The organism is Clostridium sp. DSM 17811 (genome assembly GCF_018861905.1).
Taxonomy (GTDB): Bacteria; Bacillota; Clostridia; order Clostridiales; family Clostridiaceae; genus Clostridium_AD; species Clostridium_AD frigoriphilum.
This window is the reverse complement of sequence record NZ_JAHLDU010000008.1, coordinates 57336-72891: the sequence shown is the minus strand read 5'-3', so window position 1 is coordinate 72891 and position 15556 is coordinate 57336. Positions and strand designations below refer to the sequence as shown.

Genomic DNA, 15556 nt, shown 5'->3' with positions numbered 1-15556 from the left:
CATTTACCTACTATCTCTGCTTTTTTAGTATACATCAGCTGATATTCCATTTCTTCCATTTCTTTTAGCAATATAAAGTTCATTATCAACTTTTCTTATAAATTCATTTATTGTTATGTTTTCATTAGGAAAAACCGAAGATATTCCAATTGATAAAGTAATTCTATCTGAAATTTCTGAGAATTCATGTCTAATATTTAACTTTTTCAATTTACTTCTTAAATTTTCTCCAAATTTAATTGCATAATCAATTGAACTTTCTGGTAATAAAATCACAAATTCATCACCACCAAACCTTGCAACAAAATATGGTCCATTATTTAGATTTGCCAGAATACTGGCCACTCTAGCTAAGCAATTATCCCCCTCTAAATGACCAAGGTTATCATTATACTCTTTAAAATAATCTATATCAATTATTAGTAAAGCTAAACTATTTCTTTCTCTTATACTCCTCTCCCAAACATCATTTATGTATATATCAAACTTTCTCCTATTAGAAATCCCCGTTAAACTATCGTTTTCAGACAAAGATAATAATACTTTATTCAATTTTTCTAATTCAATTTGAATCTCTTTTGTTTTTTTAACCTCCGCCTCTAATTCCATTGATTTTATTGAATTATTAATTGCTATAGCAGCATAAGATGATAGTGCTTTAACCATTTCAATATGATATGGTGTAAAAGCATTTTTCCCTTTACTTTGTATTGACATTACTCCTATAATCTTCGCATTTACTATAAGAGGACAAAACATAAGTGAATTTATTTCAGCATTATAATTCAATTTTAGTTGATTATTAAATGCTCCCTCGTTAATATATTTGGGAAACTCTTTACTAACATCATTAATTATAATCAACTCACTACTCTCAATACATTTTTTTGTAAAACTTGGTTTACTTAAAAGTGAAAGAGCAGGTATGTTTTCCTTTTTGCCATTAATAATAGCGTCTAAATAATTTATCATAGAATTATTTTCATCATAAAGACCAATGCAGAAATAAGAAAAATCCATAAAATTTTTAATGCTCGAATAAAGTATATCTAATATCGAATGTTCATTTAAAGTGGAAGTTATTTTTTGTCCTAGTTCACTAATAATAGATATTTTTTCAACAAGCATTTGTAGGGATTGTGATTCTATTTTTAAGTTTTCATTTTTCTCTATAATTCTATTATTCTCTTTTTCAATTTCTAACATCTTCTTTTTCATATTTAAACTCTGAATAATATTTTTATTATAATCTTCTAAATGTTTTTTTTCATATTTATAGTGCAATTTCATATATCTAAAAGAGGATTCATATTCTCCTGACTTTTCATAAAATATTGATAACATCATCGATATTTCAGATACTTTTTCATGCTGTTTATATTCTATTGATACATTACAGGCATTTATTAATATACCAATTGCTTTTTTTATTCTTTTTCGTTCCATCATATATTCATAATAACTGAGTAATGCATCAATTTTATAACTAGGTATTGATTCTTTTTCATTCAAATTTATAGCAATATAAAAATATTCATCAGCCTTTGCGTAGTCTCCTTTTTTCCATGAAGTCTGCGCTAACAATTTATAGATATCAGCATCCGCTATAGTATAATTATACCGTTTCATATACTTTAAAGCTTTATATGAGAGAATATTTGCCTTTTCATATTCCTCTAACAAATAATAAATTTCACCTAAACTAAGGATAGTTACTCCACTAGATAAGCTATAATCCGATAAAGAATCTATGTCATACGCTCTTTCACTATAACTTAATGCTTCTTTGTATTCATTAAGTAATTTGTAATTTTCTGCAATATTATTTAAAGTAAGCATTATGGATTTTTTTGAAGTAGCCTTATTATCATATCTTTTACCTAAATCAATTTCTTTTGCAATTATTTGTGCTTTATCATAAAAGCTCATACTTTTTTCAATATCACCTAACTCACTAAATATAATACCTAACAAATTATATTCCAACCATATGAGATCACAAAATCCTTCTTCAATAAAATAATGAAGTGAAGCAAATATTAATTCTAAGGCTTTTTCATCATTCCCAATGCTATAGTAAGAATAAGCCATATATAAGTTGGCTACTTTTTCACCAAGTGTATATCCTATCTTTTCAGATAAGTGTAATGCGTCATTTGAGAATTCTATCGTCCGCTGAGAATCACTATTTTTTAGTGAATTAGCTTTTTCTAAAAGTACCTTAATTTCTCTCCTTACATAACCATCATTCATGAAATTACTCCTATTCAATATTCATAATTATTTTGAATTAAATTACTTTTACCTATTTCTTTAGTACTGCCCTTTTTTATAAATACAATGTTACCATTAAACATAAATACATACAACTTAAAAGCTACAAAATTGTAATAAATAAACATTAGGCTTACATTTTTAAATAACTACATCAAAATGAAATACATAAAAAAGAAGCCATAAGCTTTTAATTTAAGAGCTTATGACTTCCTTCTATTATTTAAATTATTTTAATAAAGATTTTATTGCAAGTAATTCCTTACTTAAATTATCATCCTTCATCATTTCAAGTACAGAATTAAGCATTACACGTACATCATGTTGTCCTTTATAAATAGGAGTAAGTCTCTTATTTAGATTTAGGAATTTATAAACAGCAATTTGTGCACCTCTTACTGAATAATCCATTGTAAATACTACGTCATCTTTTATTTCACAGAATTGTCCAAGCAATGCTAAATTAGTTGAACCTTCTGGAATATTTTGAGGTCTATCACCCTTTGCCCTAGTTAAAAATTGTGCTGTTGTAAACGGTAATATACATGGTATACAAATAGATGTTTCTATAATTTTCTTCATATCATCTTTAAAGTTTAGGTGATATAATACCTCAGCTAATATTTCCGCGCCGCTACAATCTACCATTCTCTTCTTTATAAAATCACCTTTTGCGTATGGGAATAAAGAATAACCCCAAATAATTTGTATTTCATCAGCTTGACCAATAAAATGTGGTTGATTATGCAAAACTATTGTCATGAGCCATGCAGAATCTCTAAATGTCATATGGGCACCAGTACCCGGCTGATTACCTGAGAATTCTATTATTTTCTTATACATTGTTGGATCCTTAAGTGTAACTGTGAAAGACTCCCACATTGATTCTTCAACTCGTTCATCAAAAACCTTTGGATTACCAAACTCAGGACGACCCTTTGCAATTTTCTCCCAAAGATCCCATGCTCCACCTACATGCTTGTCATTAATTATTGCCGGCTTAGTCATTGATCCAAGGCTAGTACCCGCTGTTAATGAACCAATAGTAGCAAATGCTAAATCTCCAGCGCCAACCTCTATTCTAGTTTCTTTTCCATTTTTAAGACATTTAAATGCCGTAACTGTAGTTTCAGTATCCGATGGTTTAAATTCTAAATCAGTTACTCTGCAGTTTAATTCGAAATTAACCCCTTGTGATTTTAACCATTTTGTCATAGGTAATAACATTGAATCATATTGATTATATGGTGTACGACGTATTCCAGATAAATCTTTAAGTCGTGGTAACTCTTGAATAAATCTATGAAGATATCTCTTAAGTTCTACAGCACTATGCCAAGTCTCAAATGCAAAGAGTGTAGTCCACTGAAGCCAAAAATTTGTCTTAAAGAATGCTTCTGGGAAACACTCTTTAATAGTTTTTGTTCCTAAAGAATCTTCAGAGTTAATCATTATATCCATTAATGCCATTCTATCTTCGCGGTCAAATCCCAAAGTCGATACATCTAATATATTAGCATCATTATCTATTAACCTAGCTTTTGCATGAGTATGAATCTCTTTATTAAAAGCATTAAATTCATCCATTATTGAAACCTTAGGATCAGTTAATGATGGAATGCTTTCCATTATTCCAAATGTACAAGCATAAGCTTCTCTATCAAACATTCTTCCACCACGGATTACATAACCATCCTTTGCATTACCATTTCCGTCCATACTTCCACCTGTTATGTCTAATTCTTCATATATATGAATATTTTTTCCTGGAACATGTCCATCTCTGATTAAATATATCGCAGCTGCCATTGATGCAAGTCCAGCACCAACCATATAAGCATTTGTTTTTTCTACATCAATAGTTTGATCAAAATTGAATTTCATTTTAACACCCTCCATTTTAAAATTTATGTACTCTCCTATAAAACTAATTTAAATTTACATATATCAAGTTATTAGCTTGCCATATGTATAATATAAATCTAATCACTATAATTTTATACAATCAATATCATAGGACTGTCTAAAAAATATACATATATCCTAAACTGTATACTTAAATAAAAAAATTTTTAATTTTAAATAACAAAATCATCAATTTAACCATATATTATATTGTAAATACTTTAAGGAGTTAATTTAATGTATATCGATGAAGATACTATTAAATCATTTAATTTAAATAATACTTATGAACAAGAAGCTCAATATTTTCCATTATCCTGTCCCTATAGGCAAATGAATCCTTTCCCACCATTTCCACAAGGTGGTCCCCAAGGAGGTACACCTTCAGGCAGACCACCTTCTTCAGCTCCAAACTTTACCCCGCCTGAACCTAAGGTTCAACAATTTGGTGCTACTCCCCTAGCTATAGATCAAGGTGCAATTAGGCCTTGCCTTCGTAGATTTGTATATATATGGCCCAAAAGAGGTAGAGGATTCTGGGCATGGCTTACATTTGTGGGTCCTAGATCTGTATCTGGTTTTCGCTGGTATAGAAATACTTGGAGATATTTTGGAATGGATCTTAGAGAAATTAGTAGTTTCCAATGTTTTTAAATTAGTAATTAAGGAATCGAGGAATTAATATGAACAATTTCCAACCTTTTCATGGAGTAATTACAATGATCAATGATTTTTGGATAGATGAAACTGGAAAAGATGCAGGCTGTTATAAATTAATGTCTGTAGAAAATAGATATGGAAATTTAGTGAATTTCGTAGTCGGACCGACAACTTACTTTGTGAACCACGTAATGGTGACACTCGGTGATATTGTAACTGGCTTTTATGATGCAAATGCACCTACTGTTCTCATTTTTCCACCACAATTTAGAGCAATCGTTATGGCAAAAGATTCACCTTATCAAAATGTAAAAGTAGACTATTTTAACAATAATCTTGTAAGTAACGATAATAACTTAAAATTAAACATTGCCCCTTGGACGCAGATAATACTAGAAAACGGTCAATTATTTACCAAAAGTCCAACAAACCGGAATCTAATTGTTATCTATGGTGTTACCACAAGGAGTATCCCAGCACAAACAAGTCCCTATAAAATTATTGTTATGTGTTAAATTTTTAATTAAATAAGTAAAGGAGACGCCTAGGCTCCTCCTTTACTATTTTCATAATATACATACAATTACTTAAACGCATTTAAACTCTCAAATAATTCATTAAAATTATCTTTAGCGATTACTTCTCTTTCCTTAAATGTTCCCATTTTCTCTTTAGTGAATACTTCATTATTATTTAAAGTCACAAGTGCCTCTTTTACAGTATCCTTAAAACTTGGAATCATATCTATTATTTTTTTTACTCCATACATATATTCGTCGTCATAAAGTTTAAAACATTGAAATAGACCAGATGTAAGTCTTCCATCTGAGAATATATAAATATATCTATCACTCATTTCATCTGATAAATCAACTTCAACTTTATGCTTATACAACCTAAAGATGACACTATTTTTCTCAACGAAAATAGGGAATATCATAGAAAAAAGTGCTATTGATTCTCCTTCTTCTTCAACCATTCCTGAAAAATCATTCTCATTAAGTCTCTCTACTATGTCATCAGTAAAAATACATTTCCGTATCTCTTTTCCGAGCTTACTTCTTAAATTTTGCTCTTTCTCATCTGATAATAAGTTGTCTATCGAATTAAATAATTTATTTAGTGGTCCTTTTTCTTCAACTTTTTTCATAATTACAGTGCCTCCCTAGTCATCTTCTGCGAAGCTACAAGTCATCTTCTGCGAAGCTCTTAATAAGCTTTTTACAAAACATAGTATGTTTAAAGCTGTTAATAAAATAACTTCAAAAATATCTTCCATAAAAGAGGGTATAATAGGACAGTCATAACTCCTGAAATAGCCATAGTTAAACCACTCATCGCTCCCTCAACTTCCCCTATTTCCATAGCTCTAGCTGTTCCAAGTGCATGAGCTGATGACCCCATAGCAATTCCTAGAGCAACCTTATCATTAATTTTAAAAATTTTATATAAGAACGGTCCTACAATTGAACCTATAATACCTGTAATAATTATCGCTACAACTGTAATTGATTGAAGTCCACCCAACTGCTTTGACAAAGCTATTCCTATAGGTGTTGTTATAGATTTAGGCATTAAAGATTTAATAAGTACATCTGTTAATCCAAATAATTTTGAAAGAAATACTACACTTATAAAACCAGATATGGCTCCACTAAAAATCCCTATAAGTATTGGTGTAGCATTTTCTTTAAATAACATGAATTTTTTATACATTGGCAAGGCTAACGCAACTGTTGCAGGGAATAAAAAAAATGAAATTATTTGGCCTCCCCTGTTATAATCCTCATATTTTATATGAAACTTTGTAAGAAATAATATTAATATAATAACAGCTATCATAAGTGGATTAAAAATTGAAAGTCTGCCTTTTTTCTTTATATAAAGTCCAATTTCATAAGCAATAAGAGATGTTATTACACCAAAAACTGGTGAAGTAATTAAATCATTCATGTAAACGTCCTTTCCTTAAAATTTTAACTACGAGTGCTGTTACAATCCACACTACACATGTGGAAAAAACAACTATAATCATAAATGGTATCCATTTCCCCTTTAATACCCCGAATGCCGTCATTAGACCCACTCCAGCAGGTATAAATAAAAAGGACATATTTGATAAAAGAAACTCACAAAGCTCTTCTATCATTTCAATTTTAACTATTCCTATTTGCAATCCTAAAAATAATAAAATAAGTCCAATAACAGATCCTGGAATTGGTAATTTTAATATTAGTTGTAATACAGTTCCTAAAACATATGGAATTAAAACAATCATTAATTGTCTTAAATACCTCATTCTTTCACCTACTCATTATGAAATATTGTAATACACGAAAATTGGCAACTCATTTATATGTTTTTTATTTATATAAGTATTCTCTTGTCAAAGGTAAATCGTTATTTACTCCTTTGGCGAATAATATCTGATGAAGATTAATATTACCACAATTAAATGATGCAGCACAAGAATTTAAGTATAATCTCCACATTCTTATAAAAATTTCATCCTTACTCTTCTCTATTATAGGAAGAGCATTTTCAAAGTTTTCAGCCCAATGTTCCAGCGTCTTGCCATAATGCCTTCTAAGACTTTCTATATCAATTAGTTCAAAATTTTGCTCTGCTATATCTGAAATAATAGTTTTAATTGCTGGCACATGTCCACCTGGAAAAATATATTTGTCTATCCATGTATTTGTACCGCCTTCATTTATTCCTGTTATACAATGAACTAAAGACAGACCTTTATCATTCAATAAACTATTCACTACATGAAAATATTCAGATAAATTATCTAGTCCTACATGCTCTAGCATTCCTATACTTACAATTCTATCAAAACTTAAATTTTTTAATTGCCTGTAATCTTCAAGTTTAACTTCAACCAAATCCTCTAGTCCTTCTGATTTTATTCTTTCATTTGCCTTTTCAAACTGCTCTTCACTCAAAGTAATACCAACAGCCTTCACCTTATATTGTTTCGCAGCTGTTATTATGAGTTCTCCCCAACCGCAACCTATGTCAAGTAGAGTTTGTCCTTCTTTTAAATTTAATTTTTTCAAAATATGATTTATTTTATTAATTTGAGCCTGATATAAAGAATCAGTATCATTCTTAAAGTATCCACAAGAATAGCTCATAGTACCATCTAACCATAGCTTGTAAAAATCATTACCAATATCATAATGAAATTCTATATTGTCTTTACTCCTTTTTATACTATTTTTTATCTTTTTTATTAAATGTTGATATTTCGCACTCTTTTTTAAAAAACTTTCTTTATTATTATATAAAGATTCAATAACAGACTGTACACTACCTTCTACTTCTAATTTTTTAGTCATATACCCTTCTCCGAGAGCTATTGAAGGATTATTTATAATATCACCTTTTGGTATCGGCTCATTAAGAATGATTTTAAATTTGCTCTCACCCTCACCGTACTTTTCCTCATCACCATCCCAAAACCTAATTTCATATGGATCGGAAAACATACTTTTTAATAAAGTTTTATAAAATAATTTATCTGTAATCAAAATATATCACTCCTTTATTAATTGTTTATATAGTTTTAAAAATAACAAATACTAAATAAAGTATACCATTAATTTGTTATTTTATTTTCAAAAATAATAACCTATGATATTAGGTATAACATTTTTTTACCTAGAGGTCAAAAACGAACTATCTAAAATTATAGCTTAGTAAACGGTAATCATATTTTCTTTTATACATAAACCTCTCATTTGCTTACTTTTCTAATTATTCTCTATAAGCAAATGCAATTCTTTATTTAAGGTTACTTTTTCAAGGTAACCTTTGACACCATAATGAATAAGATAATAAAGAAGAGAAATTACTTAATGGAGGAATATTAATGCAATTAAATGGTAGCAAGACTGAAAGAAATCTTCTCAGTACTTTTGCTGGAGAGTCAAGAGCACGAAATAAATATACATTTTATGCTGAAAAAGCAGAAAAGGAGGGGTATGAATATATAGCCTCTATTTTTGAAGCTACTGCAAACAATGAAAAGGCTCACGCAAGAGAAGTTTTCAATAGGTTTCTTAAGATGAATAAAAGTACAGCAGATAATTTAAAAGACTCGGCTGAGGGAGAAGCTCATGAAAGTAATAACCTATATAAACAATTTGAAAAAGAAGCCCGAGCAGAAGGCTTTACTGAAATTGCAAATTTCTATAAGGAATTACAAGAAGTAGAAGGAAATCATGAAATGAGGTTTATGAAAATATATGAAAATCTTGAAGCAGGCATGATATTTAAAAGAAACACTGATGTAAAATGGCAATGTATGAATTGTGGATATATTCATATTGGAAAAGAAGCCCCTGCCTTTTGTCCACTCTGTAAGTTCCCAAGAGCTTACTTTAAAATCTATTGTGAAGACTACAAATAGGAGGTGTGAATATGATAATTTACTATCCTACTTACTACTTAGTTCCAATAGCACCTGTAATGTTTTCCTATGAAGATGAATACAACACTCGTTGCAACTCTTTTTACAATGATGAGTTAAATGTTCCTTATAATGATGAGCACAGCGATATTTATAGCGATGACTACAGCTATGCCTCCACCATTCCTCAAAATAATGAGTACAATGACAATCATGACTCTGGGTATACTATAGAAACTAGCGAAATCTATAACACATACAGAACTATAAATGAAGATCTTTTTTACGAGGTTGATGAAGAATACGTAAATGACAGTATTAAATAATGGATATAGTTACTTGATTGTTTCAAGCAAGACTTTTAACACAATTGTTATATCATTGTGTTAAAAGTCTTTTTTCATAACAAAAACATGGATAATATTAACACAATACGTTATACTTTAATTTAAGATAAGCGTATACACTATAATTTAAAATTTTACGGTAAATCGTAAAATAATTTAGTCTATATCAATAAGGAAATAATATATTGTTAAAGGAGTGTAATTAATGAAAAGGTTTACCGATTTCAAAATAGTTCAGAAACTTGTATCAGGCTTCGTTATAGTTGCATTATTTATAGGTGTTGTAGGATTCATTGGGGTATATGGTATGAAAAGTATTAATTCAAATGTTAAAAATATCTATACTAATGATATGAAAGGTATGAAGAATATCCTTAATATAAAAGAAAATCTTTCTGAAATAAGAAGTATTACCTTGTTAATTATTGACCCTAAAAATAAGAATGATTTTAATACATACAAAGACAGTATTGCATATATAAAAACAAAAAATGATACACTTATTACAAATTATAAAACAAATATATCTACTGATTTAGCTAGAAAACAATTTACTGAGTTCGAGAAATTACTTTCACAATATCGTGTTTCAAGAGATGAATTAATTACAAATGCTGGTAAAGGTGATTATGTTAAAGCAAATACACTTTTAATTACTGCTTCTAAATTTAGAGTTGACATGGAGACAATTCTAGATAATGAGGTTAGCTTAACTGATGGTATGGCAAAAGCTGATTATGACAATAGTCAATCATCATATAATAATGCAATAGTTCAAATTATAATAATAATTGCTATAGGATTACTTGTTGCCATTACACTCGGTTTAATAATTTCTATAGGAATTTCAACGCAAATAAAAAAAGTTGTATCTGTAGCTAAAGCTCTCGGAGAAAATGATTTATCAAAAACTATTGATCTTGATAATAAGAGTGAAATTGGAAGTTTAGCGAAAGCAATAAACATAGCTATAGCAAACTTAAAAACGTTAATTAAAGAAATATCAGAAAGTGCTACTGACATTAGCACCACAAGTGAAGGACTTTCTGCTACAACAAAAGAAATATCATCGAAAATGGATATTGTCAATGAATCAGTAAGACAAGTATCACTAGGAGCAGAACAACTAAGTGCAACAGCAGAAGAAGTAAATGCGACTACAGAGAATATTGCAGAAAATGTGGCCGAAGTTACGGGGCGCGCAGTTAAAGGAAATGCTCTTGCAAATGATATAGAAATAAAAGCAATTCGGGTTAGAAAAGCTGCTGAAGATAGCTCTAATACTGCAAATGGATTATATTTGGAAAAGCAAGCAAGTATATTAAAAGCGATCGCAGAAGGTTCAGTGGTTAGTGAAGTTAAATTAATGGCGGATAAAATACAAGATATAGCAAGTCAGACTAACCTTCTTGCACTTAATGCGGCTATCGAAGCGGCAAGAGCAGGAGAAAAAGGTAAAGGCTTCGCCGTGGTTGCTGATGAGGTTAGAAAATTAGCTGAAGAGTCAGAAATCGCAGTTCAAAAAATTCAAGAGATAACAATCAGTGTTGAAAATGCATTCAAAAATCTTTCAATCAACGCACAAGATGTATTAAATTTTATTGATAATAAAGTCAAACCTGATTATAAATTATTTGTAGATACAGGTAAACAATACGGCGAAGATGCTGTAGAATTTAATAAGATATCTTCAGATATTGGAATTTCTATGAACATAGTAAATGAGACTGTATCAGAAATTCATAAAGCTATTGCGAACGTATCAAGTACAGCTGAAGAATCTGTTGCTAGTTCAGAGGAGATATTATCTAGTGTTAATGAGTCTGTTATGGCCATTCAGGAAATTACAACTGCATCCCAAAACCAAGCAATACTTGCAGAGAAACTAAATATTATGGTTAAAAAATTCAAGTTATAAAACATTTAAAAATAATTACAGATAAACTTATATTAGTCTTATCTGTTTTTCAATACAACTATATACAGTTTATTTAATCCTACCAAATTTATAAGGCAACCTCTATAGAGATTGCCTTATAAATTTGAACAAACAAAATATATTCTCTATTTTCTATTTTCTACATATATAATTGAAGGTACAGATCTTTCTCCCAAACTATCACAAGGATTGTTTATAACCTCATCATCATAAAATAATGTAGAGGATGAACCTCCATCTAAATTAGCGGCATTATAAGCTCCATGATCATATAACACGTCTTGTGCCTCTCTTAGCGTAGCCCCTAAGCTACGTATCTGTCTACCGTCAATAACTAAAAATAATATTGCCCCATCCTTTCTTTGCGCTATACATGTTCTAGGTGCAATTCCCCAACCACCATTCCCATGATTTATTGTCTTAAATCCATTAACTATCATAGCAGGACCAAAGGACACTGCCTCACTCACCCCAAATTTTATCATTTCTTTAATTGTATAAGTACCAACTAATAACTTTCCCAATTTAGTTAACGCTATAATTTCTATTTTTTCATTGTCATTGTTTATACCATTATAAACAATCTTTCCACCAGACATTATAACTCCAGCTGGATTTGCCCCAGTCCCCGTCCAAAGTGATCCCGCGCTTTTATCTGTAAACCCTCCACCATTAATGGCTGCAATGGCATTGTTACTTCTTGCAATATCACTAGTTAATTCTCCTTCCTTGCCGATCTTGCTACTATATCCCACTTTCACTCTGGTCGGATCATTAATTACTAGCAGATATCCCTTAAATTTAGTCCCTACTATTTCATACCTTGTAACACTTTTATCATTTTTATTTTTTACCTTTACGCCTGTTCCTATTCCATGTGAATTATCTTGAACTATAATATCTGCTTTCTGCTGACTCATAATTTTGTTTATTTTATCATCAGATAAAAATGATGTCACTAACCATTGTAAGGTAAAAGTAGTCATTGCAGAACCTACAACCGTAGATCTTACATTTTTAAACGGGCCATAATAAATCATAAATGGCCCTGTAATTGTTGTGAAAACAATTTGAAATATAATAAATAATAAAACTAATCTGCTTTTACTCATTTTACCTTTTTCTTTTTTATTTATTGTTTTCATACTTCCCTTCCTTTTATATAATGCTTTATTCTATAATTTTAAAGATTCAAAATAGGTAACTATAACTCTATATATTATATGATTTGTTTTATAGGTTACATGCATGTTATTTTTTATATAAACTAATATGAATTCCTATAATAAAAAGCATTCAGATAACAGACTAAGCTGTGATCTAAATGCTTTTGTACATATACCTAACTAATTTTCGATGATTTTTCATGATTAGAATCATTCGAATCATCATAAAACGACGGACTATTATCTTGTTTTACAAGAGAACTTATTATAGCTGAACTAGCTATAAATAATAACCCAGTTTGAGGTGCAATCATTGTGAAATCAACCAATCCATGCCCGATTATTACGGCTTGAATGCCTGCTAGCATTGGAACCACTCTACACTTTTGTGCATAAAGTATCTTTAAATTTCTAAATAAATTAATTTTCAAATAAGCATATATTAAAAGCCCAACGCCTCCAAGTGTTGTCATAATCGTAATCCAGATATTATGACCATGGTATAACGTTGCATAAAAGTAACCTTTCATAAAGTCTGCTCCATGCTCGGTAATTCCCATAAGCCCCCAACCTGTAAAGGGCTTAATCCTTATCATTTTTAAACATCCTTTCCATATTCCAACACGGCTAATAAATGAATCATCAAACCCATGTGCCGTTATATTTTTCGAAATCTCAGATGGCATAAAAGTAACTACAACTGTAATTATGAATATTGTTATAAACAGCCACATATCCTTTTTACTGCCTTTAAGTAGATAAAAAATGAAAAGTCCACATAATAGACCGATAAAAGCACCACGTGATCCTGTTAAATACAATGCAATAAAAAATAAGAGTGTTGCTGCTCTATAAAATAATTTTGTTTTTTTAGATTTAATACTACAAAAATAAAGACCTACAATAATCATTATGGCAAACCAATTACCGGCTACATTTGGATTTCCAAAAGTACTATATATTCTATCATTAACTACTGGCTGAGATGTAATTCGAAGAAACTTCGACCAAATATTAACATTAAAATAAACATATATAACTTTCTCAATAATTCCAAAAATAACTGAAATCAGTGAAAACGATACTAAATGCATATATATCTTTTCCACTATACTTTCATTTTTGCAATAATTTTGTAAAAAAATACTAACACATAAATACATAAAAAGAGCAAAGGATACAACAATTGATGAAAAACTATAATTTATAACTCCTACTATTAAAGACCAAATAAAAAGTAAACAAAGTCCTATGTTCCAGTGATTTTTGTGTATGCTTACTTTTTTAAATAATACCATATATAGCATATATATTATTGGTATTATGGTCGTATAAGGAGAAATAACTATTAAAAAAACTAAAATAGACATAATAAACCACCTTCACCTATAATCAAACAACTCTAACGAAAATCTCACACTTTATTTTACATTTATAAGTATTTGTTGAATTGAACTGTTATATCCTTGTTGCAAAACAATAAAAATTATTTTCGAACATAATACCCCCACTATAACTCCTGCTATAACATCCGTAGGATAATGAACATATAAGTATAGTCTCGAAAGAGCTATCAAAAATGCTATTATCATAAATACTAATTTATATTGTATAAAATATATAGAGAGCATTTCTGCAGCAGCAAAGGATGATAATGTATGTCCCGAAGGAAAAGAATAAGATGTTGGTTTCAAGTAAAAATTGCTAACATAATCCTGCTTATTGCAAGGCCTAACTCGTCGTACTATGTGTTTCATTATCCCTTCACCAACAATTGTACTTATAATTAATGTTAGAATTACTGAATTCCCAATTATCCTATATGGCTTATCTAATATTAAAGCAATAGATATTATAAACCAAATAATCCCCATATTCCCCATAAATGTAACTATAGGCATTATAATATCTAAACATCTATTTTGTCCATACTTTTTAATAAAAAATAGAATATAATCATCAATTTTTTGTATTTCATTGCCAATTTTGAGATACACCTTATCCCCTCTTTCTCCTATATTCTATCCTATGTATTATAATTCACTATAAACCTTAAAATGCTATTCCCCTTTATGCGATCCATAACATTATACTTATTACTAATTTTATTAAATGTCGTTACTCTGAACCTCATCTTCATTGTCATCATTTTTTTTTCTTTTTTCTTTTATAAACACTATAACTCCAGGCAATAATGAAATTATTATTATAGCTACTAACATATAAGAGAAATGAGTTTTTACAAATGATAGATTACCAAAGAAATAGCCTCCGCCTAAAAATAAACTTACCCATAGTCCTCCGCCAACAATATTATATGGTACAAACTTCGAATAATTCATTTCGCCAATACCAGCTACAAAAGGTGCGAAAGTTCTAATTATAGGAATAAATCTTGCAATTACTATTGTCATTGAGCCATGTTTTTCATAAAATTCCTGAGCCCTTATTAAATAATCCTTATTTATAAACCTTACTTTTTCTTTTGCGAGTATCTTTTTCCCAATCTTTTTACCAATAAAATAATTAGCAGTATCTCCTAGTATAGCCGCAAGATATGATATTATCAGTAGGGTAAATATATTCATTGATCCAATTCCCGCTAGTGCTCCTGCAGCGAATAACATTGAATCACCTGGTAAAAATGGTGTAATTACTAACCCCGTTTCAATAAATATAATTAAAAAAAGAACTCCGTATGTTAACATACCATACTGTTGAACCATTAAGGTTAAATACTTATCAATATGCATTATTACGTTTATAAAGTTGATTAAAATATCCATATTTTCTCTCCTCGTTATTAAACACTTATGTAGATGTCTTGATGCTAGTATTATATATC

General features: G+C 29.6%; 15 protein-coding genes. 5 read left to right on the top strand and 10 right to left on the bottom strand.

Annotated features, from left to right (window positions below):
* Window positions 1–24: 24 nt before the first annotated feature.
* Both KPL44_RS11845 and KPL44_RS11840 read right to left on the bottom strand, forming a co-directional pair.
* Window positions 25–2253: a sensor domain-containing diguanylate cyclase gene (locus tag KPL44_RS11845; protein ID WP_216250324.1), complete on the bottom strand. Its 2229-nt coding sequence runs from the start codon at window positions 2251–2253 to the stop codon at window positions 25–27.
* Between the two features lie 249 nt (window positions 2254–2502).
* Window positions 2503–4158, bottom strand: coding sequence for an oleate hydratase (locus tag KPL44_RS11840; protein WP_216250321.1), 1656 nt, complete (start codon window positions 4156–4158; stop codon window positions 2503–2505).
* A gap of 258 nt (window positions 4159–4416) precedes the next feature.
* Between KPL44_RS11840 and KPL44_RS11835 the strand changes: the two genes are divergently transcribed.
* The gene (locus tag KPL44_RS11835) at window positions 4417–4833 is read left to right on the top strand and encodes a hypothetical protein (protein ID WP_216250318.1); all 417 of its coding nucleotides are present in this window, start codon (window positions 4417–4419) and stop codon (window positions 4831–4833) included.
* A gap of 29 nt (window positions 4834–4862) precedes the next feature.
* Entirely contained in the window at window positions 4863–5354 is a 492-nt protein-coding gene (locus KPL44_RS11830; RefSeq protein WP_216250315.1) for a hypothetical protein, read from the top strand.
* A gap of 68 nt (window positions 5355–5422) precedes the next feature.
* On the opposite strand, the gene KPL44_RS11825 is transcribed toward KPL44_RS11830, so the two are convergent.
* From KPL44_RS11825 to KPL44_RS11810, 4 genes are all read right to left on the bottom strand, one after another.
* Window positions 5423–5989: a hypothetical protein gene (locus tag KPL44_RS11825; RefSeq protein ID WP_216250313.1), complete on the bottom strand. Its 567-nt coding sequence runs from the start codon at window positions 5987–5989 to the stop codon at window positions 5423–5425.
* Window positions 5990–6087: 98 nt separating this feature from the next.
* Window positions 6088–6792 carry an LrgB family protein gene (locus tag KPL44_RS11820; RefSeq protein ID WP_216250310.1) on the bottom strand — a complete coding sequence of 235 codons (705 nt, stop codon included), beginning with the start codon at window positions 6790–6792 and terminating at the stop codon, window positions 6088–6090.
* A complete protein-coding gene (locus KPL44_RS11815) occupies window positions 6785–7138 on the bottom strand; it encodes a CidA/LrgA family protein (protein ID WP_216250307.1) in 354 nt (117 codons plus the stop codon). Before KPL44_RS11815 ends, KPL44_RS11820 begins: the two co-directional genes overlap by 8 nt.
* Before the next feature lie 64 nt (window positions 7139–7202).
* The gene (locus KPL44_RS11810; protein ID WP_301182962.1) at window positions 7203–8378 is read right to left on the bottom strand and encodes an SAM-dependent methyltransferase; all 1176 of its coding nucleotides are present in this window, start codon (window positions 8376–8378) and stop codon (window positions 7203–7205) included.
* Window positions 8379–8719: 341 nt separating this feature from the next.
* On the opposite strand from KPL44_RS11810, the gene rbr reads away from it, so the two are divergent.
* From rbr to KPL44_RS11795, 3 genes are all read left to right on the top strand, one after another.
* Window positions 8720–9259: a rubrerythrin gene (rbr, locus tag KPL44_RS11805; protein ID WP_171296109.1), complete on the top strand. Its 540-nt coding sequence runs from the start codon at window positions 8720–8722 to the stop codon at window positions 9257–9259.
* 11 nt (window positions 9260–9270) lie between these two features.
* Window positions 9271–9585, top strand: a complete 315-nt coding sequence (locus KPL44_RS11800) for a hypothetical protein (protein ID WP_216250304.1) — start codon at window positions 9271–9273, stop codon at window positions 9583–9585.
* Between the two features lie 226 nt (window positions 9586–9811).
* Window positions 9812–11524: a methyl-accepting chemotaxis protein gene (locus KPL44_RS11795; RefSeq protein ID WP_216250301.1), complete on the top strand. Its 1713-nt coding sequence runs from the start codon at window positions 9812–9814 to the stop codon at window positions 11522–11524.
* A gap of 146 nt (window positions 11525–11670) precedes the next feature.
* Here KPL44_RS11795 and KPL44_RS11790 read toward each other — a convergent pair whose 3' ends face one another.
* The 4 genes from KPL44_RS11790 to KPL44_RS11775 all read right to left on the bottom strand — a co-directional run bounded on the left by KPL44_RS11790 (window position 11671) and on the right by KPL44_RS11775 (window position 15497).
* Window positions 11671–12690 (bottom strand): phosphodiester glycosidase family protein, encoded by a 1020-nt coding sequence (locus tag KPL44_RS11790; protein ID WP_216250298.1) that lies wholly within the window; start codon window positions 12688–12690, stop codon window positions 11671–11673.
* A 197-nt stretch (window positions 12691–12887) separates the two neighbouring features.
* Window positions 12888–14081 carry an O-antigen ligase family protein gene (locus KPL44_RS11785; RefSeq protein ID WP_216250296.1) on the bottom strand — a complete coding sequence of 398 codons (1194 nt, stop codon included), beginning with the start codon at window positions 14079–14081 and terminating at the stop codon, window positions 12888–12890.
* Between the two features lie 51 nt (window positions 14082–14132).
* Window positions 14133–14708, bottom strand: coding sequence for a phosphatase PAP2 family protein (locus tag KPL44_RS11780; RefSeq protein WP_331702090.1), 576 nt, complete (start codon window positions 14706–14708; stop codon window positions 14133–14135).
* Between the two features lie 111 nt (window positions 14709–14819).
* The gene (locus tag KPL44_RS11775) at window positions 14820–15497 is read right to left on the bottom strand and encodes a DedA family protein (protein WP_216250292.1); all 678 of its coding nucleotides are present in this window, start codon (window positions 15495–15497) and stop codon (window positions 14820–14822) included.
* Between the last annotated feature and the right edge of the window lie 59 nt (window positions 15498–15556).